General features: G+C 71.8%; 20 protein-coding genes. 14 read left to right on the top strand and 6 right to left on the bottom strand.

Annotation, left to right across the window (positions count from 1 at the left end; genetic code table 11):
* Positions 1 to 159 precede the first annotated feature (159 nt).
* The 6 genes from B0E54_RS08665 (at position 160) to B0E54_RS08640 (ending at position 5,800) form a co-directional block, all read left to right on the top strand.
* Positions 160 to 471 carry a hypothetical protein gene (locus tag B0E54_RS08665; protein ID WP_234582756.1) on the top strand — a complete coding sequence of 104 codons (312 nt, stop codon included), beginning with the start codon at positions 160 to 162 and terminating at the stop codon, positions 469 to 471.
* Positions 464 to 760, top strand: coding sequence for a WXG100 family type VII secretion target (locus tag B0E54_RS08660; RefSeq protein ID WP_234582755.1), 297 nt, complete (start codon positions 464 to 466; stop codon positions 758 to 760). The genes B0E54_RS08665 and B0E54_RS08660 overlap by 8 nt, the downstream gene beginning before the upstream one ends.
* Positions 761 to 772: 12 nt before the next feature.
* Positions 773 to 2,104, top strand: coding sequence for an EndoU domain-containing protein (locus tag B0E54_RS08655; protein WP_234582754.1), 1,332 nt, complete (start codon positions 773 to 775; stop codon positions 2,102 to 2,104).
* A 5-nt stretch (positions 2,105 to 2,109) separates the two neighbouring features.
* The gene (locus B0E54_RS08650; protein WP_234582753.1) at positions 2,110 to 2,703 is read left to right on the top strand and encodes a hypothetical protein; all 594 of its coding nucleotides are present in this window, start codon (positions 2,110 to 2,112) and stop codon (positions 2,701 to 2,703) included.
* A gap of 137 nt (positions 2,704 to 2,840) precedes the next feature.
* Entirely contained in the window at positions 2,841 to 3,452 is a 612-nt protein-coding gene (locus B0E54_RS08645; RefSeq protein ID WP_234582752.1) for a hypothetical protein, read from the top strand.
* Between the two features lie 5 nt (positions 3,453 to 3,457).
* Positions 3,458 to 5,800, top strand: a complete 2,343-nt coding sequence (locus B0E54_RS08640) for a VWD domain-containing protein (protein WP_234582751.1) — start codon at positions 3,458 to 3,460, stop codon at positions 5,798 to 5,800.
* An 86-nt stretch (positions 5,801 to 5,886) separates the two neighbouring features.
* Here the strand turns inward: B0E54_RS08640 and B0E54_RS08635 are convergent, their stop codons facing one another.
* Positions 5,887 to 7,953, bottom strand: coding sequence for a cellulose binding domain-containing protein (locus tag B0E54_RS08635; protein ID WP_234582750.1), 2,067 nt, complete (start codon positions 7,951 to 7,953; stop codon positions 5,887 to 5,889).
* Between the two features lie 363 nt (positions 7,954 to 8,316).
* Here B0E54_RS08635 and B0E54_RS08630 point away from each other — a divergent pair, with 363 nt between their 5' ends.
* From B0E54_RS08630 to B0E54_RS08605, 6 genes are all read left to right on the top strand, one after another.
* A complete protein-coding gene (locus B0E54_RS08630) occupies positions 8,317 to 9,651 on the top strand; it encodes a PHB depolymerase family esterase (protein ID WP_234582749.1) in 1,335 nt (444 codons plus the stop codon).
* Between the two features lie 185 nt (positions 9,652 to 9,836).
* Positions 9,837 to 10,730: an ABC transporter ATP-binding protein gene (locus B0E54_RS08625; RefSeq protein WP_234582748.1), complete on the top strand. Its 894-nt coding sequence runs from the start codon at positions 9,837 to 9,839 to the stop codon at positions 10,728 to 10,730.
* Position 10,731: 1 nt separating this feature from the next.
* On the top strand, positions 10,732 to 11,463 hold the full coding sequence (locus B0E54_RS08620) for an ABC transporter permease (RefSeq protein WP_234582747.1): 732 nt from the start codon (positions 10,732 to 10,734) through the stop codon (positions 11,461 to 11,463).
* A 20-nt stretch (positions 11,464 to 11,483) separates the two neighbouring features.
* Entirely contained in the window at positions 11,484 to 12,626 is a 1,143-nt protein-coding gene (locus tag B0E54_RS08615) for a sensor histidine kinase (RefSeq protein WP_234582746.1), read from the top strand.
* Positions 12,623 to 13,228, top strand: a complete 606-nt coding sequence (locus B0E54_RS08610) for a response regulator transcription factor (RefSeq protein ID WP_234582745.1) — start codon at positions 12,623 to 12,625, stop codon at positions 13,226 to 13,228. The genes B0E54_RS08615 and B0E54_RS08610 overlap by 4 nt, the downstream gene beginning before the upstream one ends.
* Positions 13,229 to 13,252: 24 nt before the next feature.
* Entirely contained in the window at positions 13,253 to 13,957 is a 705-nt protein-coding gene (locus B0E54_RS08605) for a vancomycin high temperature exclusion protein (RefSeq protein ID WP_234582744.1), read from the top strand.
* 34 nt (positions 13,958 to 13,991) lie between these two features.
* Here B0E54_RS08605 and B0E54_RS08600 read toward each other — a convergent pair whose 3' ends face one another.
* The 4 genes from B0E54_RS08600 to B0E54_RS08585 form a co-directional block, all read right to left on the bottom strand.
* Entirely contained in the window at positions 13,992 to 14,972 is a 981-nt protein-coding gene (locus B0E54_RS08600; protein ID WP_255786707.1) for a LacI family DNA-binding transcriptional regulator, read from the bottom strand.
* Between the two features lie 90 nt (positions 14,973 to 15,062).
* A complete protein-coding gene (locus tag B0E54_RS08595) occupies positions 15,063 to 15,902 on the bottom strand; it encodes a carbohydrate ABC transporter permease (RefSeq protein ID WP_234582742.1) in 840 nt (279 codons plus the stop codon).
* Complete coding sequence (locus B0E54_RS08590) at positions 15,899 to 16,897, bottom strand: carbohydrate ABC transporter permease (RefSeq protein ID WP_234582741.1); 999 nt, start codon at positions 16,895 to 16,897, stop codon at positions 15,899 to 15,901. Before B0E54_RS08590 ends, B0E54_RS08595 begins: the two co-directional genes overlap by 4 nt.
* 52 nt (positions 16,898 to 16,949) lie before the next feature.
* On the bottom strand, positions 16,950 to 18,245 hold the full coding sequence (locus B0E54_RS08585; RefSeq protein WP_234582740.1) for an extracellular solute-binding protein: 1,296 nt from the start codon (positions 18,243 to 18,245) through the stop codon (positions 16,950 to 16,952).
* Between the two features lie 249 nt (positions 18,246 to 18,494).
* Between B0E54_RS08585 and B0E54_RS08580 the strand changes: the two genes are divergently transcribed.
* Positions 18,495 to 20,120 (top strand): glycoside hydrolase family 43 protein, encoded by a 1,626-nt coding sequence (locus tag B0E54_RS08580; RefSeq protein ID WP_234582739.1) that lies wholly within the window; start codon positions 18,495 to 18,497, stop codon positions 20,118 to 20,120.
* A gap of 33 nt (positions 20,121 to 20,153) precedes the next feature.
* On the opposite strand, the gene B0E54_RS08575 is transcribed toward B0E54_RS08580, so the two are convergent.
* Positions 20,154 to 21,032: a dihydrodipicolinate synthase family protein gene (locus B0E54_RS08575; protein ID WP_234582738.1), complete on the bottom strand. Its 879-nt coding sequence runs from the start codon at positions 21,030 to 21,032 to the stop codon at positions 20,154 to 20,156.
* 70 nt (positions 21,033 to 21,102) lie between these two features.
* Between B0E54_RS08575 and B0E54_RS08570 the strand changes: the two genes are divergently transcribed.
* The gene (locus tag B0E54_RS08570) at positions 21,103 to 22,032 is read left to right on the top strand and encodes a LysR family transcriptional regulator (protein WP_234582737.1); all 930 of its coding nucleotides are present in this window, start codon (positions 21,103 to 21,105) and stop codon (positions 22,030 to 22,032) included.
* Positions 22,033 to 22,065 lie beyond the last annotated feature (33 nt).

The following is a 22,065-nucleotide window of genomic DNA, read 5'->3' as shown; positions in this document are numbered from 1 at the left end:
TGCCGTCGAGCACTACAGTCGGCGCGTACGATACTCCGCCCGGTCACGGGCCGGTGTCCGTCCACAACAGACCGACCCGCCCGGTGGGTCCGTCGCCAGTGGTCCGCGAGGCCGACTCCGATCGCCGGAGACACGGCTTCCCGAAAGGGTCACGGGGCGATGGCAACCGGGTTCGGTTTTGATCGGGACGCGGTCGTCGACGCCGCCCGACAGTTGACGCACGTACGCTCGGATCTGGAGTCGACCGGGCAGCAGACCCCGCGCCTCGCGGCGACCGGTTCGCGAGACGTCGACGTCGCCCTCACGGACTTCACGACGGCGGCGACGCGGCACCGGGCCGGCCTGCTGGCTGCCGTGGCGGCGGCCGCGGCCCGGCTCGACGGTGTGGTCGCGGGCCACGCCCAGCTCGACAGCGCACTCGGCAGTCAGTTGCCGACCAACCAACCTTCGAAGGGGAAGACTCATGAGTGACGTCAGCGTCGGCTACGAGGGTCTCCAGTCGGCGGCCCGGAGCCTGACCAGCGGGCAGGAGGAGATGACCCAGAAGCTGAACGCCCTGAAGGCGATGATCGACCAACTGGTCAACAGCGAGTTCCGCACCCAGCTGGCGTCGGGCCGTTTCCAGGACTCCTACCAGCAGTGGACCACCGGCGCCCAGAACATGATCGGTGGGCTGGAGGGCATGTCGTCGTTCCTGGTGGGGGTCGTCCGCGAGCACCAGGAGCTGGACGCCCGGCTGGCCGGGGGCATCAACGGCTGAGTACCTGCCGACATGGACGACTGGCAGGTCCTCGACCTCTACGACGGTGATCCGACCCCCGGCGAACCAGCCTCGATCCAGGCCATGGCGGCCGATTTCCAGCGCCGGGCCGCGGCGGCCAACGGGCACCACGTCCGACTGCGGTCCATCGCGGCGAGCAGCGGCGCGCTGGCCCTGCGGGGCGACTTCGCCGCGACCGTGGACCGCGAACTCGCGCAACTGCCCGACCAGGCGAAGGCCCTGGCCGACGCCTACCTCGCCGGCGCACAGGCCCTGTCCGCCTTCGCGAACGAGCTGGCGCGTGCCCAGGCACAGTCCCGGGCCGCGCTACGCCTCGCGATGGCTGCGGACAGTCAGTACCGGAACCTGCTCGGTCAGTTCTGCGGCCTGACCGGTCGGCGCACCTACGGGCCGGGTGTCTGGCGCGGGCTCAACGAGTCGTACGCGGCGGGGCAACGAGAGCCGGTCTTCACGATGGCCGTCCGCATCGGTCAGGCCGCGCGGTTGTGCGAGGCGGAACGCGAGCAGGCTCGGGCTTCCGCGCTTGCGGCGAAGAGCCTCTATCAGGCCGCGGCGGCTCGCTGCGCCACCGCGATCCGCGCGGCGCTGGCGCCCCTCGGCCGTCCGCAGCCCGGAGGGCCGCCGATCTCCAGTGGCTCCCCGACGACGGTGCGGGTGTCGCAGCAGCGGCCCCGGGCCGGGTCGAGCGGCTCGGGCGCCACCAACTCCGCGCCGACGCAGCGAAGCGCACCGCCCACGCCGCCCGCGTCGACGCAGCCCATCCGGCCACCCAAGCCGACGCGGCCGCCGGACCCGGGCGACATTCGGTACACCGATGTGTCGAAGAAGCACATCATCGAGGGTGATGGCGGCCGGCAGGGCGGCCACCTCGCGGGCACCGGCTTGCGCGACAAGACGGAGTTCCCGAAGACCTGGGACGAGTCGAAGATTCGCGACGCCGCGATTCAGGTGACGCAGCAGGGCCCGCCGGTGAAAGGGCCGTACCTGACCAAGGACGCGAACGGCAATCAGCGGTGGGCGTACGACTACGAAGGCGTTGTAGACGGCGTCAAGGTCAAGACGACGGTGCTCGCCGACGGCGAGATACGCACGTCCTACCCGGTGGACCCGAGCGACCCGGGCGTCATCAAGAACCCGAATGCGCCGACCCCCGCTCCCCGGGGAGTCCCGGGCAGCGTCGCGCCTCGTTACAGTAATCCCGCTGTCGGCGGCGACGGCAGTTGGACCTGGGAAGGCCCGAAGGGCAGAAGGATCGTCAGGGTTGTCCAGGACGCCCAGGGGAACGTCACGACGACCGATCTCGGCCCCTACAACAAGAGATGAACACCATGGATGTGAAGTCGTACGCGGCGGTCGCCGAGGTGTGCCGCCGCCTCGCGGGGCGGCTGGCCGACGACACCCTCGGCACCGTGCGGGAGCACTACTCCGCAGGTGAACTGGACCTGGCCGACGACACGCTGCTGCTGAACCTCGCGTACCACGGGGTCGGCATCACCGCCGAGGAAAAGGCCCTGATGCGCTCCTTCCTCGGTGACCCGGACGGCAGCGACCTGGCCGACGTGCCGATCATCGCCGAGGTGCCGGCCCCGCCGTACCGGTTCAGCCCCACCGGCCCGGCGGACGCCCCCGACCCGACACCTGCCGACGACCTCCTGTCCACCGATGCCCCGCGTCGGGGTGGCCGCAGCCTGCACCGCGTCTGGCGGGCGCCGCTCGACGGCGCACCGGACAACGCAGCCTGGCTGTACGTGTTGCAGGTGGCCGAGGGCGCCGACGAGCTCGCGACGTACTCGGGAGTGATGGCGCAGTTGTGGACGACACTGCGGCAGAAGTGGCCGGTCGAGGTCATCGCCGGCGGCTCAACGCGGACGCCATACCACGAAGCCGCCCTGGCCGGCGCGGCCACGATCTGGCGCCTCTGACGGCCGCGCCCGGCCGTCGGGCGCGTCGGCTACTGGACATCAGCCGGGCCGGATGACGACAGCGCTCACCCGCACCTGCGGCGCAGGCTGGCCGGGATCGCCGACGACGGACGTCGGTCCGAGGAGGCGCGCGGCCCATGGGCGTACCCCGGGCAGGGTCGGCAGGGCGGGTGGCGCTCGCCGGCTGCCTCGCCGTGCTGCTACTGGCCACGACTGTCGGATGCCGCCGGTCGCGTCCCGCGCCGGCCCCCTCCGGCGGTACGGCGACTGTCGGCCTCACCGTCACGGCCTCGCAGCCCGCGTACCGGGTGGGTGAACAGGTCAACCTGCGGCTCAAGCTGGTCAACAACCGGGACGCCGAGTGCCGACTGAGCCGGGTGCCGGACGGGGCGGTGACGGTGCTGTCGCTCACGCGCGACGGAGCGCCGGTCGCCCCCGCCATCGGTGCTGCCGCCTACTACCGGGACTTCACGGCGTACCTCATCGAGAACCTGGTCCCGGTGTCACCGCGCGGTTCGGTGGAGCTGACCCTCGGCAGTGACCCGCAGAGCCCCGTCGGGGCGGCGCTGACCACCTCCGCCTCCGACGGGCGCGGCGGCGCCACGGTGACGTGGTGGCCGGTGGACCAGCCGGGGGCGTACCGGCTGGTGGTGGGCTACCTGCGGGCACCCCTGCCGGACGTGCCGGCGGACGCCTGCGCCGCGACGGCCGAGCAGGGCACTGTCGACTTCGAGGTGAGGGGCGGGTGACCGGCGTGCGCGCGATCCGTCTGGGCGTGGTCCTGGCCGGGGTGCTGGTGCTGCTGGCCCCCCAGTCGGCGTCCGCCGTGATCAGCGTCAACTCCGACGTGCAGACGGAGTACGCGGGCTGCGTCGGGCAGATCCGCGGCTCGGGCAACGGCGCGGTGCTCGACGCGTTGCAGGCCCACAAGAAGACGATCAAGGTGCGCCGGCCCATCGTCGGCAACGAGAGCGACACGACGACGTACGTCCCGGGCAGCGACGTGCAGATCAACTGGGTGCCGGAGAACGACGGGCGCGCGTTGCCGGGCGAGGGGAAGGACTTCACCGAGGACCAGTGCGCCACCCTCATCCACGAGATGAACCACGCTCTCGACCTGGCCAACGACACCGATCGGGGTCAGTTCTGCACCCAGGGCGGCCAGTTCGCCAGCGGCGTGGATCCCGGCGAGGTGCACGCGGTCCTGGCGGAGAACGCGTACCGCGCAGGCGCCGGGTTGCCGCTGCGCACGACGTACAGCGGCATGAAGCTGCCGTCGAATGGCAAGGACTGCGACCCGCCTGCGCCGCGACCGCCCTCGGGCGGGGGTTGTTCGATCTCCGTGATCGGCAAGGGCTACCGCTGCGCGAACAGCAACGGTGACCCGCACCTGCTGACCTACGACGGCCTCCGGTACGACTTCCAGGCCGCCGGGGAGTTCGTGCTCAGCCGCTCGACGACCGACGACTTCGAGGTCCAGACCCGACAGACGATGTTCCCGGCCAGCTCGACGGTGGCCGTCAACTCCGCGGTCGCGGCACGGGTGCGCGGCGACCGGGTCACCGTGTACGCGACGCCCGGCGGCCCGGTCGTCCGGGTGAACGGCGCACCGGCGATCGTCGCGCCGACCGGGACGAAGCTCCCGCACGGCGGCACGGTCACCACCTGGTGGGACGGCACGGTGACGGCGGACTGGCCGGACGGCACCCGGCTCACCGCGCACCCCCTCGGCGTGTGGGGGCTGAGCGTGAGCGTCAGCGCTCCGGACGCCCGGGCCGGGACGTTGGAGGGTCTGCTCGGTGACCACGACGGTGACCCGGGCGACGATCTGACCGTCCGCGACGGTAAGCGGGTGGCCCAGCCGCCCACGTTCGAGGCGCTCTACCCCGGCTTCGCCGACAGTTGGCGCGTCGCGGCCCCCCGGTCGCTGTTCGACTACGAACCGGGTCAGGACACCGGCACGTTCACCGACCGGCGCTTCCCCGACCGGTTGCTCACCGTCGGCGACCTGCCCAACCGGGCCACCGCCGAACTCGTCTGCCGGCGGGCCGGCGTCACCGACCCGCGGACCCTCGCCGACTGCACGCTCGACGTCGCCCTCACCGGACAGGTCGCGTTCGCCACCGACGCCGCGCGGGCCCAGCGGGACGTCCCCGGCGTCGGTGACGTCACCCTGGAGGTCACCCGACCCGGTGCCACCGCCGCCCTGAAGGTGCCCGGCCGCGCCGGTCAGAAGATCTTCGTCGAGGTGCCGGCCGCCACCACGCCGGACCGGTGCGGCATCCTGCTGCTGCTCGACCCGCAGGGGCGTCAACTGGCGACCGGCTGCGTCATCTCCGGTGTCGGCTTCATCGACACCACCACGCTCACCGAGACCGGCGACCACCAGGTGGTGCTCGACCCGGCCGACGCCGACCTGGGCCGCGCGACGGTACGGGTCGTCACCGTCACCGACGAGGAGAAGACACTCACGCTGGACGGGCCGGCGGTGCGGGCGACGCTCGCCCAACCGGGGGCGGTGAGCCGCCTGGCGTTCGACGGGCGTGCCGGCCAGAAGGTCTTCCTCCAGGTCACCGCCGCCACCCTGCCGGACCGGTGCGGCGTGCTGGGCCTGCGCGACCCGGCGGGAGTGGAGGTGGCCACCGGCTGCGTGATCGGCGGCCAGGGCTACGTGGACGGGTTCGTCCTACCGGCGACGGGCCGCTACGTCCTGGAGGTCGACGGGACCTCCACCGACACCGGCTGGGCGGACGTGCGGCTGCGCGACGCGCACGACGAGCAGGCCGACACCGTCGCGGACGGGCGGGCCGTCACGCTGACCGTCGGCCGGCCGGGCGCGGTGAGCCGGCTGCGGTTCCCCGCCGACGCCGGTCGCCGCGTCACCGTCGAGGTGACCGGCGCCAGCCTGTCCGACAGGTGCGGAATCCTGCTGCTGAACGGTCCGGACGGTGCGACGTTGGCCACCGGTTGTGTGATCGGCGGCAGCGGCAGGTTCGAGGCGGGCCCGCTGCCGAAGAAGGGCACGTACACCCTGGTTCTCGACCCGTGGGCGGACGACACCGGGTCGGCCACGGTGACCGTACGACAGGCGGGCTGACCATGGCGGGCAGTTCCTGTCCTGATGAGCGTGATGCCTGTGCGTCATCTAGATGACGCACAGGCATCACGCTCATCGCGGCGGTGTCAGCCGCTCGTGCAGACGGTGCCGTTGAGGGTGAACGCCGTGGGCAGCACGTTCGGCCCGCTGTAGGCGCCGACGAAGCCGGCGCTCACGCTCGCGCCCGGAGCGATCTGCCGGTTGTCGTCGGTCGGCGTGACGCGCACTGCCGTGCCGACCTGCTCCCAGCCGGCGCTCCAGCCGCTGCTCACCTGCTGCCAGCCGGTCGGCCAGGTCCAGGTGAGCGTCCAACCGGTGATCGGCTTCGTCCCGTTGTTGGTGATCTCGACGCCCCCGATGTAGCCGTTGCCCCAGTCGTTGGCGGCGGTGAAGCGGACCGTGCACGCGCTGGTCGCCGGGCTGCCGGTGGCGAACGTCAACGGCGGTGAGGCCCAGGACACCCGGCCGGCCGTGTCACGGGCCAGCACGTTGACGGTGTACCTGCTGCCCGGCACCAGGTTGCCGACCGTGAACGACGTCGTCGCCGTCTCGCCGAGCTGCTCGCTGACCGCACCGTTCTGCCGGTACACCTCGTACTTGGCGATCGGGCTGCTGCCGGCGGTGGCCGCCGGCCAGGTGATCGTCGCGCCCCGGTCGGTGACCCCGCTGGCGGTGGGCTGGCCCGGGGCCGACGGCCGCCCGGCGGTCGTGCCGGCCGGGCGCAGCACGAGCGTCGTCAGCGAGTACGGCGGCAGCGTCCGGCTGGTCGCCGAGCCGGACTGGTCGGTGGCGATGCCCGTCGCGCCGTTGGTGAGGGTGGACACCGTCGGCGCGGCCGTCGACGGCGTGAACCCGGCGTAGTCGATGGCGACGTCGTGGGCCGCCTCCGGGTCCTTGTTGATCAGCAGCACGGCCAGGTCGCCGTTGCCCCGCCGGGCGGCGTGCGCGCTGACCAGTGGCTCGTCGGTGCCGGCGCGCACGAACTGGTCGCCGGTCTTCGCGAAGAGCTTCATCATCGTCAGAGCGTGGTACGGCGCGAACGGCGTGTTCAACGGCGGCTCGCACACCGAACCGTCCGCCGTGCAGCCGCCGCTGGACAGCATGCCGAAGTCGCCGTAGTCGGTCTGGCCCGCCACCTCGCTCACGGTGCCGATGCCGTTGTGCACGTTCCACCACTGGGCGGTGAAGACGCCGTTCTCCAGCAGCCCGCTGTACGCGTCGGCCAGGAACAGCGCCCCGGGCTGGGTGTTCTGGCCGGCGCCGACGTTCAGCTCGGTGAAGCTGATGCCGATCCGATCGGCGTTCGGGCCCGCGTACCTGCTGAGCTGCTGCCGGAGCAGGTACGTCGCGTCCGGGAGCTGGTTGGTGCGGGTCAGCGACTCGGCGGCGGTGCCACCCGGGTACCAGTGCACGTCCACGAAGTCGATCTTCGGGCCGGCGATTGAGAGCACCGTCTGGTTCCAGGAGCCGGGGTCGCTGCCGGCGGTGATCCCGTCCGGCCAGTTCCCCGGCATCGTGAGCACCGCGCCCACCCTGATGCTCGGGTCGACCGCCTTCATCGCGTCGGCGTACTCGACGACCAGCCGCGCGTACTGGCTGGCGCTCTTGTCCGGGTGGTCGTCCGCCTCCCACGCCGACCCGTAATGGCCGTTGCCGTAGTTCTCGTTGCCGACCGTCCAGTACTTCGCGCCGTAGCCCTTGGTCACGTTGGCGTAGCGCACCCAGTCGGCGGCCTCGGCCGGCGTACCGGTGCCGTAGTTCGCGATGATCATCGGTTGGGCGCCGACCCGCCTGACCGCCGCCATGAACGTGTCGAAGTCGGTGTCCGGGGCGACGTACCCACCGGGCGCGGTGTGGTCCTTCCAGTGGTAGATGTCGGCGTACGAGCCGCCGGGATAGCGCATCATCTGCACACCGGCGTCGCGCAGCAGGTCGGACGTCTCGGCGGTGCCCAGGTTCTGGTCCCAGATGGCGTGGTTGACGCCCAACGCGGTGTCGGACACCCGCGCCAGCCCGGCGCGGGCGTTCACGGTCACGGCGACGGTGTCGGGATCGGCTGCCGCGCTGGCGTTGGGTGGGTCGATGCCGGGGAGTGCGGTCGCGGCGAGCAGCACGCCCGCCAGGAGCGCCGCACGGCGGATCGGTTTGCGCATGGTCGGGTTCCTTTGCGTGAACGACAGTGGGTCACCCGGCCGGCATGCAGCGGCGCGGCGGCGGGCGGACTCGTGGACGGACAGGCCCCGGCGCCCCATCGCTCGTGCTCCGTCCCCCGGGATCCGTGGTCCGGTCCCGGCTGCCCAGTGGACGGGCGTCAGCCCCGCGCGCAGCGAGTTATCGACGGCCAAGAATGTCATGGTCGAATCGGGGATCTCAAGTGGACCCGCTCGCACGGGTGAATTGACGTCATACGTCACGCCTTGACGAACCGAATGTTATCGCTCACAGTCGATGCGTCCGGGCCTTCTTCCCGCACGCCCCACCGCCACCGCCGCACGCACACTGTGAAGGAACCGCCGATGAGAACAAGGCTCGCGCTGCTGGCCGCCGGGTTGGCGACGGCCCTGGCGACGATGACGGCAGTGGTCACGCTCGCCACGCCGGCGTCGGCCGCGACGCTCACCCAGGTGAGCAACTTCGGCACCAACCCGACGAACCTGCAGATGCACCTGTACGTGCCGGACCGGGTCGCGGCCCGCCCGGCGCTGCTGCTCGCCCTGCACTACTGCACGGGCAGCGGCCCGGCCGTGCACACCGGCTTCGGCCTCAGCGCCCTGGCCGACCGCTACGGCTTCATCGTGATCTACCCGTCGGTGACCCGCAGCAGCAAGTGCTGGGACGTCTCCTCCCCGCAGGCCCTGCGCCGCGACGGCGGCAGCGACCCCGTCGGCCTCAAGTCCATGCTCGACTACGTCCGCGCCCGCTACCCGGTCGACCCGACCCGGATCGCCGTGGGCGGCTTCTCCTCCGGCGCCATGATGACCAACGTCATGCTCGGCCTCTATCCGGACCTGTTCAGCGCCGGCTTCAGCTCCTCGGGAGTCCCGTTCGGCTGCTTCGCCACCACCAACGGCGCGGAATGGAACAGCGAATGCTCCGGCGGACGGATCACCCGCACCCCCCAGCAGTGGGGTGACCTGGTCCGCAACGCCTACCCCGGCTACACCGGCGCCCGCCCCCGCGTCCAGATCTGGCACGGCACCACGGACACCACGCTGAGCTACGTCAACTTCGGCGAACAGATCAAACAGTGGACCAACGTGCTGGGCGTCTCGCAGACCCCCAGCTACACCGACTACCCGCAGACCAGCGCCACCCGCACCCGCTACGGAGGCACCGGCCCGACCGCCCCGGTCGAGGCGATCAGCTTCCAGGGCTACGGCCACTCGATCCCGTTCGACGCCGCCCAGGCCATCCGCTTCCTCGGCTTCGACACCACCACCCCCACCACCCCGCCGCCGGGCGGCACGGCCGCGCCGCTGCGCAACGTCAACGCCGGCCGGTGTCTGGACGTCCCGTCCCGCTCGCAGACGAACGGCACCCAGGTGGCGTTGTGGGACTGCAACGGCGGTACCAACCAGCAGTGGACGTCGACGGCCGGCCGGCAACTCCAGGTGTACGGCACCAAGTGCCTGGACGCCGAGGGCGCCGGGACGACCTCGGGCACCCGGGTGATCATCTGGGACTGCAACGGTGGCGCCAACCAGCAGTGGAACCTCGGATCCGACGGCACGGTCACCGGGGTCCAGTCGGGTCTGTGCCTCACCCCGAACTCCGCCGGCACCGCCAACGGCAGCCCGGTGGTCCTCTCCACCTGCAACGGCGGGACCAGCCAGCGGTGGACCAGAAGCTGACGCGGTAGCCCGACCGTGCGGCCCGGCCCCGAGATCCGTCCGGGGTCGGGCCCGCGGTCCCCCGGGGATCGGCGACCCGACCCGGCCGCACAGTGGACGGACGGCCATCCGCGGGACAAATGTCCTGGCCGACCGCGTACCGGTGGCTCTGCCCGCGCCGCCGGAGCCTGCATAGCGTGACGGGCATGGATGACACAGCCGTACGCCTCAGCGGCCTCACCCGACGGTTCGGTCCCGTCCGGGCCGTCGACGGGCTCGACCTGAGCATCGCGCGGGGCAGCACTGTGGCCCTGCTCGGCCCCAACGGCGCCGGCAAGACCACCGCCCTCTCGCTCCTGCTGGGTCTGGACCGGCCCGACAGCGGCACCGTGACCCTGTTCGGTCGGCCCCCCGCCGAGGCGGTCCGGGCGGGACAGGTCGGCGCGATGCTCCAGGACGCCGGCTGGGTGCCGAGCGCGACGATCCGGGAGGTCGTCGACCTCGCCCGGGCGCTCTACCCCCGAGCGGTGGCCACCGACCGCGTACTGGCCCTGGCCGGGTTGACCGAACGCGCCGACCGCCGCCTCGACAAGCTCTCCGGCGGTGAGGCGCAACGGGCGCGGTTCGCCTTCGCGCTGGCCGGCGACCCGGACCTGCTGGTCCTCGACGAACCCACAGCCGCGCTGGACGTCGCCGCCCGGCAGGCGTTCTGGGCGGCCATCCACAGGTACACCGCCGAGGGGCACACGGTTCTGTTCAGCACCCACCACCTGCACGAGGCGGACGAGTTCGCCGACCGCGTCGTGGTGCTCGCCGCGGGGCGGGTGGTGGCCGACGGACCGCCGGCGCAGATCCGGGCGCTTGCCGGCGGCCGTACCGTCTCCTTCGACCTCGCCGGCGGGCCGGTCGACGGCCTCGACGCGCTCCCCGGAGTCCGGTCGGTGCAGCTCCGGGGCGAGCGGGTCGTGCTCACCACCGACGACGCCGACGCCACGGTGCTCGCGCTGGCCGGCACGCGCGGCTTCCGGGGCCTGGAGGTCACCGCCGCCGCCCTGGAAGCCGCCTTCCTCACCCTCACCACCACCTCGACGGAGCACTGACATGCGCGCGTACCTGCGATTCGAACTGCGCCGGCTGGCCCGCGACCCACGGCTGCTGCTGTTCACCGTCCTCTCACCGGTGGTCACGTACGTCATCTTCTCGTCGGTGGGCCCCGGCGACGACCGGCTGGAGGGCGTCGACGCCGCCGCCGCCCTCATGGTCGGCCTGGCCGGCTACGGCGCGGTGGCGGGTGTGCTCTCGGTGGGCGCGTCGGTCGCCCACGAGCGCGCGTCGGGTTGGCTGCGCCAGCTGCGTGTCACTCCGCTGCCCGCCTGGCAGGCGGTGAGCGCGAAGGCCCTGGTCTGCACGCTCAGCGGCGTGCCGTCGGTGCTGGCGGTCGGCTGCGCCGGACGGATCCAGCACCACGTCGAGCTGGGCGCCGGCCGGTGGGCGGCGCTGCTGCTGCTGATGTGGGTGGGCACGGTGCCGTTCGCGCTGCTCGGGCTCGCCATCGGGTACGGCCTCACCCCGCAGTTCGCCCAGTCGGTCAACTTCCTCGTCTTTCTCGGCCTGTCGGTGCTCGGCGGCCTGCTCGTGCCCGTGGCGTATTTTCCCGCCGTGCTGCGTCACCTGGCACACGCCCTGCCGACGTACCGGTTCGCGGAACTCGGATGGCGCTCGGCCGCCGGTCTGGCACCCACCCCGTCCGGGCTCGCCGTGCTCGCGGGGTGGACCGTGGCGTTCCTGGGCCTCTCGGCCTGGGCGTACCGGCGGTCCACCGCCCGCCGGTGACCCTCGATACGGTGTCCAGCATGTCGTCCGGGGCCGCCGCGCTCAGCCGGAACCCTCGTGGGTTCGTGCTCGTCGCGGCCCACACCCTCTGGCTGTGGCTGCTGCTGACGCCGGCCGCCGCGATCGTGCGCGGGCAGGTGCACCCCGCGACTCCGGCGACGGTGGGGCTGGCCGCCTTCGCGCTGCTCTATCTCGCGCTGGTGGCCGTGCCCGTGGCCGACCTGGTCGTCCGACCGGCGGTGCACCACGCCGGGCTGGTCGCCTTCGCGCTGCTCGGGGTCGGGGTCGCCCTCGCGTACGCCGGCGGCCCGGAGGGGTGGCTGGTCCTGCTCCTGTACGTCGCCACGGCCGGCGCGGTCGGTTTCGTGCGGGTGGCCTGGGGGTTCGCCTGGGTGGGCGGATCTGCCGCCGCCGTCGTGATCATCGGTGTGGTGGACCGGGCGTCGGCCACCGACACCGCCCAGATGGCGCTGATCACGGTGCTCGCGGGCGCCCTGACGTTGGCGTTCGCCCGGACGGCCCGACTGGTCGAGGAGCTGCGCCGCACCCAACGGGAGCTGGCCCGCACGGCGGTGGAGCAGGAACGGCTGCGCTTCGCCCGGGACCTGCACGACCTGCTGGGCCACACGCTGTCCCTGGTGGTCGTGAAGGCGGAGGTCGTACGCCGGCTCGCGCCGACGGACCTACAGCGGGCCGCGGCGGAGGCGGCGGACATCGAGCGGATCGGACGGACGGCACTCACCGAGGTCCGCGAGGCGGTCACCGGCTATCGGGAGCGCAGCTTCGCGCGGGAACTCGACGGCGTCCGGACGGCCCTGGCCGACGTCGGGATCACCGTCAGCGTGTCCGACGTCGGCCGCCCGCTCAGCGTGGAGGCGGACGACGCGTTCGGCTGGGTGCTGCGGGAAGGGGTGACGAACGTGGTGCGGCACAGCCGGGCGTCGCGGTGCGATGTCGACGTCACCTCCGACGCCGACGAGGCAGTGCTGACCATCCGCGACGACGGGGTGGGCGGTCGTCCGCAGTTCGGCAACGGTCTGCGTGGCCTCGCCGAGCGGTTGGCGCAGGCCGGTGGGACGCTGCACGTCGGCCCGGCGCGCGGTGGGGGCCTGCTGCTCACCGCCCGGATCCCCCACTCCCCCACGGGACGGTGGACGCGGTGATCCGACTGCTGCTCGCCGAGGATCAGGGCATGATGCGCGGGGCGTTGGCCCTGCTGTTGAACCTCGAACCCGACATCGAGGTGGTCGCCGAGGCCGCGACCGGGGCGCAGGCAACGGAGGTGGCTCTGCGGGTACGTCCCGACGTGGCGCTCCTGGACATCGAGATGCCCGACGGCAGCGGCCTCGACACCGCCGCCGCGCTGCGCGACCAGCTGCCCTCCTGCCGGGTGCTGATCCTCACCACCTTCGGGCGGCCCGGCTACCTGCGCCGGGCGATGGAGGCCGGCGCCCACGGCTTCCTCGTCAAGGACGGGCCGGTGCAGGAGCTGGCGGTGGCCGTCCGACGGGTCCTGGCCGGCGAGCGGGTGATCGACCCGGCACTGGCCGCCGCGGCCCTCGCGGCCGGCCCGAACCCGCTCACCGACCGGGAACGCGACGTGCTCGCCGCCGCCGTCGACGGGGCAACCGTCGCGGACATGGCCGCCGGGCTGCACCTGTCGGAGAGCACCGTGCGCAACTACCTCTCCGCCGCGATCGGAAAGACCGGCACCCGCAACCGCATCGAGGCCGCCCGCACCGCACGGGCCAACGGCTGGCTCTGAGCGGGCCGGACTAGTCTCGCCCGAATGCGGGGACGTTTCGGTGTGGCGCGGTGGTACGGGGAGCACCGGCGGCTCGTCCGTCGTACCCTCTTGGTTCTGGTGGTGGGTGCGGTGGTCCTGGCCGGCGGCACCGTGGCCAGCGTGTCGTGGGTCCGCGACGAGTCGGACGGCCACCTCTTCAGCGAAGCCGACGTGCCGGCGGCGCCGGTCGCCCTGGTGCTCGGCACCAAGGTGGACGCCGACGGTACGCCCTCGCCGGTCCTCGCCGCCCGGTTGGAGATCGCCCGGCGGTTGTTCGGCTCCGGCCGGGTGGGCGCGATCCTGGTGTCCGGCGACAACATGAACGCCGACTACAACGAGCCGGAGGCGATGCTGCGCTGGCTGGTCGACCGGGGGGTGCCGGCGCGCAAGGTGGTCCTCGACTACGCCGGCTTCGACACGTACGACTCCTGCGCACGGGCCCGGCAGATCTTCGGCGTGCAACGGGCGACGGTCGTGACGCAGTCGTTCCATCTGCCCCGGGCCGTGGCGTTGTGTCGGCGGCTCGGCATCGACGCCCAGGGGGTGGGCGACGACAGCGCGAAGCGGTACGCGACGACGTGGCGGTTCGGTTCGCTGCGCGAGACCGGCGCCTGCCTGAAGGCCGCGGTGGACGTGTTGTCGGGCCGGGAGCCCGCTCACCTCGGTCGCCGCGAGACGGGTGTCGACGACGCCCTGCGCGACGCCTGAGCGCAGCAGGCGGCGTGCCGCGACGATCGTGCGGTCAGCGGGGCGGGCCGGCGCTGTCGCGCACGACGAGTTCGGTGGCGAGTTCGATGCGCGGGCTCTCGGTCTTCTCGCCCCCGGCGAGGCGCAGCAGGGTCCGGGCGGCCAGCATGCCCATCTCGGCCAGGGGCTGGCGGACCGTGGTCAGCGGCGGGGAGCACCAGCGGACCTCCGGCAGGTCGTCGAAACCGACCACGCTGACGTCGTCGGGCACCCGCAGGCCGCGTTTGCGGACGGCCTCGTAGACGCCGAGCGCCATCTGGTCGCTGGAGGCGAAGATGGCGGTCGGTGGGTCGGGCAGGGCGAGTAGTTGCGTACCCGAGGTGAAGCCGGCCTCGTGGTAGAAGTTGCCGGGCCTGATCAGGGCGTCGTCGACGGCGACGCCGGCGGCGCCGAGCGCCGCGCGGTACCCGTCCATCCGGGCCCGGCTGCACATCAGGTGTGGTGGTCCGGCGATGAAGCCGATGCGGCGGTGCCCGAGGCCGAGCAGGTACTGGTTGGCGCTCAGGCTGCCCGCCCAGTTGGTGGCGCCGATGGTGGGCGACTCCTGCGGGTCGACACCGGCGGGGTCGATGATGACCACCGGCAGGTGCAGCCGGCGCAGCTCCGCCTGCAAAGGCGGGTTCACCATCGAGGTCACGAAGATGACGCCCTCGGTGGATCGGGTCCGCATGTTGTCCAGCCACTGTTTGGCCGAGGAGATGCGCCAGTGGATGGCCGAGACGACGGTGCCGACGCCACTCGCGCGGGCGACGTCCTCCACCCCGCGGATGATCTCCACGGCCCACGGACTGTCCAGGTCGTTGAAGACCAGGTCGATCAGCGCGGCCTCGGTCCGCCGGGCCTGGGTGCGGCGGCGGTAACCGTGGTGGTTGAGCAGTCGCTCGACGCGCTCCCGGGTCTCGGGAGCGACGTCGGAGCGACCGTTGATGACCCGGGAGACCGTGGGCACTGACACACCGGCCAGTCGCGCGATCATCGCGATGGTGACGTTTCGGCCGTTGTCGGAGCCCACGGTCCGCTCCTTTGTGTGGCGGGACGCTTCAGGTGGGTTGACGATCCGGTGCCGTCACCCCTTGACGCTGCCGGTCAGGCCGCCGACGAGTTGGCGTTCGGCCACGGCGTAGAAGCCCAGGGCGGGAATCATGGACAGCACGACGTAGGCGAGCACCCGGGCGGTGTCGTCGGCGTACTGGCCCTGGAACGCCTGGACCCCGACGGGGAGCGTCCACCAACTCTGGTCGCTGAAGACGACAAGCGGGAGCATGAAGTTGTTCCAGCTCGTCACGACGGCCAGCACCGAGACGGTGGCCAGGGCGGGACGGGCCATCGGCAGCAGCACCCGCCAGAAGAACCCGAAGGAGCTGCAGCCGTCGAGGACCGCGGCCTCCTCCACCTCGGCGGGGATGGTCCGGAAGAACTGGCGCAGGATGATGATGGTGATCGGCAGCCCGAACGCGGCCTGGGGCAGGATGACACCGAGTGGGTTGTCCAGCAGGCCCATGCTGCGGAGCAGGACGAAGAGCGGCAGGATCGCCACCGCGAACGGGAACATCAGGCCGATCGCGAACAGGGTGACCAGAAACTCGCGGCCCCGGAAGGCGTAGCGGGCGAAGACGAACGCCGCCATCGCCGCCGCGCCGACCACGATGACAGTGCTGCTGACGGCGATGAGCAGGCTGTTGCCGAGCTGTCGCCAGAACACCCCGGAGGCGAAGAGGTCGGTGTAGTTCTCCGGCACCCACGGGTCGGGTAGGCCGAGCGGGTTCGTCGACAACTGGCCGTTGTCCTTGAAGCCGCCGATCACACCGAACCAGACCGGCACGACGATGAGCGCGCCGACGCCGATGCAGATGAGGTGCAGGACGATGCTGCGGGTCCGCTGGGCGCCACTGGTCCTGGCGGTCATCGCTGGCCTCCCTGGTTGGTGATCGCGCCCGCGGTGTCCCGACGCAGGACGATGCGCTGGTAGAACAGGGCGAAGACGAGGCTCAGCAGGAACATGACGATGCTGATCGCGCTGGCGTAGCCGACCTCGAAGCGGCGGAAGCCGTACTGGTACATCGTGACGGCCATGGTCTCCGAGGTGTGGATCGGGCCACCGCCGGTCAGCACCCACACCATGTCGAACAGTTGGATGGTGCCGATGACCGACAGGAAGATGCTGATGCGGATCGTCGGGCCGAGCAGGGGTAGGGTGACGTGCCGGAACGCCTGCCACGCGGTGGCGCCGTCGGTGACCGCGGCCTCGGACAGCTCCTTCGGGATGCCCTGACGGGCGGCCAGGAAGAGCATCATGTAGAGGCCGAAGTACTTCCAGGACACCACCAGGAAGACGGCGAACAGCACCGTGTCCGGGTCGGCGAAGATGGCGCCCGCGTCGGCGCCCAACCAGCTGGAGACCGACTCGCCCAGGCCCCGGTTCGGCGAGAACACCAGGGTGAACAGGACGGCCGTGGTGACCTCGGAGAGCACGTACGGTGCGAAGAAGATCAGCCGGTACGCGGCCCGGCCGCGTAGCGGCTGGTTGAGGAGCATGGCCAGGGCCAGCGCCGCGGGCAGCTGCACGGCGAGGGACAGCAGCACGAGCACGAAGCCACGCCACAGGTCGCCCCGGAAGGTCGGATCGCCGAAGGCGCGGGTGTAGTTGTCCAGCCCGACGAAGTTCTCCGGCAGCCCGAAGCCGTTCCACTTGTAGAGGCTTGCGTAGCCGGCCACCAGGATGGGCGCGATCACCAGCAGCAGGAACAGCGCCAGGGCGGGCGCCAGGAAGACGGCGAGGACGCCACCCCGCCCCGGCCGGGGCTGGCGGCCACGCTGACGCGTGGTGCCCGGCCCCGGTGCCGGCGGATCGGTCGCCGTGTCGCCGCGCCTCGTGTCCGACACGGTCGATGGCCTGGTCATGCCTACTCCACTCGGGTTCTATCGCCGGCTAGGGATGGATACGGGGTCACGGTCAGACGGTCTTGGCCACCTGCGTGATGTCCTTGAGGATCGCCGCGGGCGCCTTCTTGCCGGCGATGATCTCAGCGACGCTGTCGTTGATCTGCTGCCCGAGCGCGGGCGCGTACGCCTGGTCGAGGTAGAGCTGGAAGCCGGTGTTCTTGGCCAGGGTCTCCGCGACGACCTTGTTGTTGGGGTCGGTGATGGCGTCGGTCGCTTCCTTCACCGTGGGCAGCACCGCGCCGGTCTTCGCGGAACGACGCTGGTTGTCGGCGCTCAGCAGGAACTTCAAAAAATCGATGGTGGCGGCCGGCGCGTCCTTGCCGACGGCGAAGCCGTTGCCACCGCCGAAGACCTCGGTGGCGGTACCCTTGCCGCCGTCGACGGCGGGGAACGGGAAGAAGCCCAGCTTGTCGCCGAGGCCCTTCTTGCTGGTGGAGCTGGACGCCTCGACCGCCGGCGCCCACTGCCCCATCAGCTCCATGCCGGCCTTGCCGTTACCCATGGTGGCGGCCTGGCCGTCGGGCGAGCCGAACTCCGCGCCGAGGAAGCCCTTCTGGAACGGCTGCAGGTCGACGAGTTCCTTGAGCCGCTCACCCGCGGCGGCGAGTTCGGGGGTGTCGAAGTTCTTGTCGTCGACGGCCTTCTGCAGCGCGCCGACGCCACCGATGCGCATGGCGAGGTAGGACCAGTAGAAGTGGGCCGGCCACTTGTCCTTGCCGGCCAGGGCGACCGGGGTGATGCCGGCGGCCTTGAGCTTGCGTACCGCGTCGAGCAGGGCGGCCCAGGTGGCGGGCGGCTCGGTGATGCCGGCGCGGGCGAAGTGGTCCTTGTTGTACCAGAACCCGACCATGCCGATGTCGAACGGAATGCCGTAGATCTTGCCGTCGATCGTGTACGGCTGCATGGCGGCGGGCAGGATGCCGCCGACCAGGTCCTTCACGTCGTCGGTGAGGTCCTTGACCAGGCCCGCGTCGACCTGCTGCTTGAGCACGCCGCCGCCCCAGGACTGGAAGAGGTCCGGCGGGTCGCCGGCCTGGGTGGCGGTGGTCAGCTTGGCCTTGAACGCCTCGTTCTCCAGCGGCTGGATGGTGAACGTGACGTTGCTGTGCGCGGTCTTGTACTCGTTGGCCATCGCGGCCCACACCGGCAGCATCGGCTCGGTGTTCTGGATGTGCCACCAGTTGATGGTCTGCGGGGCGTTCGGGTCGCTGGACTTCTCGTCGCCACTGCAGGCGCTCAGCAGGTAGGCGCCGGCGCCGGCGCCGGCGAGGCCGAGCAGCGATCGGCGGGAAAGGTGCGCTGTCATGATCCATCCCTTCGGGGACTCACGGGGTGCTCGGACGCCGGCCGAGCCGGCAAGGGTTCGAACCTGGATCTCCGGAACTTTCATTGCTTCGTCGGTATTACCGATCGATGGCCGGGACGCTACGAGCAGTTCCCCCAGCGGTCAAGACCCCTGTCCTATCGCGATAAGACCGGCTACCGTACGAGGGGCTTCCAGTGATCTGGTCCCCGCAAGTTTCCGGAAGTTTCATAGCCGCACAGAGGAGCCCCCGTGTCGACCGACACCGCTGACGTGGCGACCGCTGCCTGGTCGATCCGCAACCCCGTCCTCGCCGGGTTCCACCCGGATCCGTCGATCCTGCGCGTCGGCGACGACTTCTACCTGGCCACCTCGACGTTCGAGTGGTATCCGGGGGTCCGCGTGCACCACTCGCGCGACCTCGTGAACTGGCGCCCGTTGGGCGGGATCATCACCGACCGCCGCCTGCTCGACCTTCGGGGCTGCGGCGACTCCAACGGTGTGTGGGCGCCCGACCTGACGTACCACGATGGGGAGTTCCACCTCGTCTACAGCGACGTGGCCAGCTTCGCCAGCGGTTACTGGGATCCGCAGAACTTCCTGATCACCGCACCCGACATCGCCGGCCCCTGGTCGGATCCGGTGAAACTGCACGGGCGCGGCTTCGACGCCGCCCTGTTCCACGACGACGACGGCACCAGCTGGCTGCTGAGCATGAGCGCCGACTGGCGACCCGGCCGCGACCGCTTCGGCGGCATCGAGATCCAGCAGTACGACCGGGCGGCGCGTCGTCTCGTCGGCCGGCCCCGCATCCTGTTCACCGGCACGCCGGTCGGGGTCACTGAGGGCCCGCACCTGTACCGCCACGACGGCTGGTACTGGCTGATCACCGCCGAGGGCGGCACGAGCTGGGAGCACCAGGTCACCGTGGCGCGCTCGCGGGAGTTGTTCGGTCCGTACGAGGTGGACCCGGACGGTCCGTTGCTCACCTCCGTCGGTCGGCCGGACCTGCCGTTGCAGAAGGCCGGTCACGGCAGCCTGGTCCAGACTCCGGACGGCGGGTGGTACCTGGCCCACCTGGTCGGCCGCCCCTACTCACCGCTGGGCAACTGTGTGCTCGGCCGGGAGACGGCGATCCAGCGGGTCGAGTGGCCCTCGGGCGGTTGGCCCCGGATTCCCGGCGGGGTGCCCGCCGAGGAGGTCGCCGGGCCCGACCTGTCCCCGCACCCGTGGCCCACGGAGCCGGCCACCGACGACTTCGAGGCCGCCGAGCTGGGTTCCTGCTGGTCGACGCTGCGCCGGCCGGCCAGCGCGGACTGGATCGACCTGACGTCGCGCCCCTCGCACTTGCGGGTGCACGGTGGACAGTCGCCGGTGGGTCGGCAGGCGCCGAGCCTGGTCGCGCGACGCGTCGGGGCGACGCACTGCTCGTTGGAGACCGTTGTCGAGTTCGACCCGGTCGACCACCGTCAGCTCGCCGGGATCACCGCCTACTACAACACCCTCAACTGGCATCACCTCTACCTGACCCGCGCCGACGACGGCCGTACGGTGCTGGAGCTGCTCAGCTCCGACAACGGGCGGCGCACCCCGTACCCCGAGCTGACCGTCGATGCCAGCGGCGTCGACCGGGTCGGTCTGCGGGCGGTGTTCGACGGGCCCGTGGTGCGCTTCGACTACGACCTCGGCGCGGGCTGGCAGCGGCTGCCGGTCGATCTGGACGCGACGATCCTGTCCGACGAGCACGCCGCCCTGATCATCGACGGGGAGCCGGCGGCGTGGGGCTTCACCGGGGCGTTCGTCGGCCTGTGGGTGCAGGATCTGGGCGGCGACGGGGTGTACGCCGACTTCGACCGGGCCACCTACCGGGAGCACTGACCGCGCGGACGCGGCCCGGCGGGCGCCGTCCGGTCACCTCGACGCGCTCGTCAGCTCGTCCAGGTGCCGGAGCGCCCGCCGGGCGGCGTCCGGACCGGCGGGAACCAGCGGCAGCCGTACGCCGGCCGTCGGGATGCGACCCTGCGCGTGGAGCACCGACTTGATCACTGTCGGGTTGGGTTCGGCGAACAGCGCCGCGGACAGGCCGGCGAGCCGATGGCCGAGCGCCCGCCCCCGCACGAGGTCCCCGGCCTGCCAGTGCGCGACCAGTTGGACGAAGTCCGCGGGGGCGACCTGGGCCGAGGCCACGATGGCGCCGTGCGCGCCGAGGGCGAGCAGCGGCGAGATGAGCGGGTCCTCGCCACCGAGCACGGCGAAACCGGGCCGGATGTCGGCGAGGAAGTCGACGGTGTCCCCGTCGATCCCTCCGGTGGCGTACTTGATGCCGATGACGCCGGGCAGGCCGGCGAGCTGTCGAAGGTCGTCCGGGCTGAGCTGCTGCCCCGTGCGGTACGGGACGTGGTAGACGACCAGCGGCACCGGGCTGGCCTGGGCGAGGTGGGCGAAGTGGGCGAGCACTCCCGCGCCGCCCGGCCGCAGGAACGGGGGCACCAGGCTGAGCGCCGCTGTCACCTCGGGCCGGTCGGACAGGGCGCGCACCGCCTCGACGGTGTTGGCGCCGACGAGCAGGTGCGCGCGGCGGGCACGGCAGACCGCGGACAGGACGTCGAGCACAGAGCCGCGCTCGTCGTCGTCGAGGGCGGCCGGCTCTCCCGTCGTGCCGAGAGCGACCACGCCGGCCGCGCCGGCGTCCAGGGCGTCATTCGCGAGGGCCGCCAGGGCGTCGATGGCGACGCCTCCGGCGAGGTCGAACGGGGTGATCAGCGGAACGTACAGGCCGGTCAGGGTCATGCCTCCACTCTCGGTCGACCGACCAGGAAGGTCCAGTTCCGATTGCTCCACCTATCCGTAAGCTGAGCTGATGCTTGATGTCCGCCGCCTGGTCCTGCTGCGGGACCTGGGCCGCCTCGGCACCATCGCCGCGGTCGCCCAGGCGCACGCCTACACGCCGTCGGCCGTCTCGCAGCAGCTGGCCGCCCTGCAACGGGAGGCGGGCACCCGGTTGCTGGAGCGCACCGGACGCCGGGTCAGCCTCACGTCGACCGCCGCCGCGCTCGTGCAGCACACTGAGGTCATCCTCGCCGCGCTGGAAGCTGCCGACGCGACAGTGGCGGCCGCCCGAACCGGTCTGCGCGCGAGCGTACGCATCGGGGCCTTCCCCAGCGCCGTACGCACCCTGCTGCCGGCAGCCCTGGCCACGCTGGCCCGTGAGCATCCCGCGCTCGACCTCATGATCAGTGAGCTGGACCCGGTCGACATGCCGGCCGCCCTGCGGAGCCGACGGCTCGACGTCGCGCTGCTGCACGACTACGACATCGCGCCGACCCCGCCCGATCCGACGGTGGACTCGATCGCGCTGCTGCAGGAGACGGTCTTTCTCGCCGTGCCCCGCACCACCGCCGACGACACCGCCGCCGCCGCCGAACCGATCAGCGCGGCACGCGACGCGCAGTGGATCCTCGGCAGTCCCGGCACGCTCTGCCACTCGGTAGCCCTGCACGCCTGCCAGCTGGCCGGCTTCACTCCGGCGGTGCGGCATCACGCCGACGATTTCACCGCCATGCTCGCTCTCGTGGCCGCCGGTCAGGGTGTCGCCCTCATCCCGCAGCTCGCCATCGCGCAGCCCTCCCCGCAGGTCCGGCTGCTGCCGCTGGCGATGCGCCGTCGCACGCGCGTCGCCTACCGCAGGGGCGCGGGCGGCCACCCCGCGGTCCTCGCGTGCGTCTCCGCGCTGCAGGGCGCCACCACCGCCTTCCGCGATTGGTCCCGATTGTCACCATCGGACGGTTGATCGACGTACCGCTATCTGTTAATACTGTTTCCT

Source organism: Micromonospora sp. MH99 (assembly GCF_021442385.1).
GTDB lineage: Bacteria > Actinomycetota > Actinomycetes > Mycobacteriales > Micromonosporaceae > Micromonospora.
This window is presented reverse-complemented; position numbering and strand designations above follow the sequence as displayed.

Bases quoted from the DNA above. Each gene is read 5' to 3' on its own strand.
- B0E54_RS08665 (WP_234582756.1), top strand. From the start codon at position 160: ATGGCAACCGGGTTCGGTTTTGATCGGGACGCGGTCGTCGACGCCGCC.
- B0E54_RS08660 (WP_234582755.1), top strand. From the start codon at position 464: ATGAGTGACGTCAGCGTCGGCTACGAGGGTCTCCAGTCGGCGGCCCGG.
- B0E54_RS08655 (WP_234582754.1), top strand. From the start codon at position 773: ATGGACGACTGGCAGGTCCTCGACCTCTACGACGGTGATCCGACCCCC.
- B0E54_RS08650 (WP_234582753.1), top strand. From the start codon at position 2,110: ATGGATGTGAAGTCGTACGCGGCGGTCGCCGAGGTGTGCCGCCGCCTC.
- B0E54_RS08645 (WP_234582752.1), top strand. From the start codon at position 2,841: ATGGGCGTACCCCGGGCAGGGTCGGCAGGGCGGGTGGCGCTCGCCGGC.
- B0E54_RS08635 (WP_234582750.1), bottom strand. From the start codon at position 7,953: ATGCGCAAACCGATCCGCCGTGCGGCGCTCCTGGCGGGCGTGCTGCTC.
- B0E54_RS08630 (WP_234582749.1), top strand. From the start codon at position 8,317: ATGAGAACAAGGCTCGCGCTGCTGGCCGCCGGGTTGGCGACGGCCCTG.
- B0E54_RS08625 (WP_234582748.1), top strand. From the start codon at position 9,837: ATGGATGACACAGCCGTACGCCTCAGCGGCCTCACCCGACGGTTCGGT.
- B0E54_RS08620 (WP_234582747.1), top strand. From the start codon at position 10,732: ATGCGCGCGTACCTGCGATTCGAACTGCGCCGGCTGGCCCGCGACCCA.
- B0E54_RS08615 (WP_234582746.1), top strand. From the start codon at position 11,484: ATGTCGTCCGGGGCCGCCGCGCTCAGCCGGAACCCTCGTGGGTTCGTG.
- B0E54_RS08605 (WP_234582744.1), top strand. From the start codon at position 13,253: ATGCGGGGACGTTTCGGTGTGGCGCGGTGGTACGGGGAGCACCGGCGG.
- B0E54_RS08600 (WP_255786707.1), bottom strand. From the start codon at position 14,972: ATGATCGCGCGACTGGCCGGTGTGTCAGTGCCCACGGTCTCCCGGGTC.
- B0E54_RS08595 (WP_234582742.1), bottom strand. From the start codon at position 15,902: ATGACCGCCAGGACCAGTGGCGCCCAGCGGACCCGCAGCATCGTCCTG.
- B0E54_RS08590 (WP_234582741.1), bottom strand. From the start codon at position 16,897: ATGACCAGGCCATCGACCGTGTCGGACACGAGGCGCGGCGACACGGCG.
- B0E54_RS08585 (WP_234582740.1), bottom strand. From the start codon at position 18,245: ATGACAGCGCACCTTTCCCGCCGATCGCTGCTCGGCCTCGCCGGCGCC.
- B0E54_RS08575 (WP_234582738.1), bottom strand. From the start codon at position 21,032: ATGACCCTGACCGGCCTGTACGTTCCGCTGATCACCCCGTTCGACCTC.
- B0E54_RS08570 (WP_234582737.1), top strand. From the start codon at position 21,103: ATGCTTGATGTCCGCCGCCTGGTCCTGCTGCGGGACCTGGGCCGCCTC.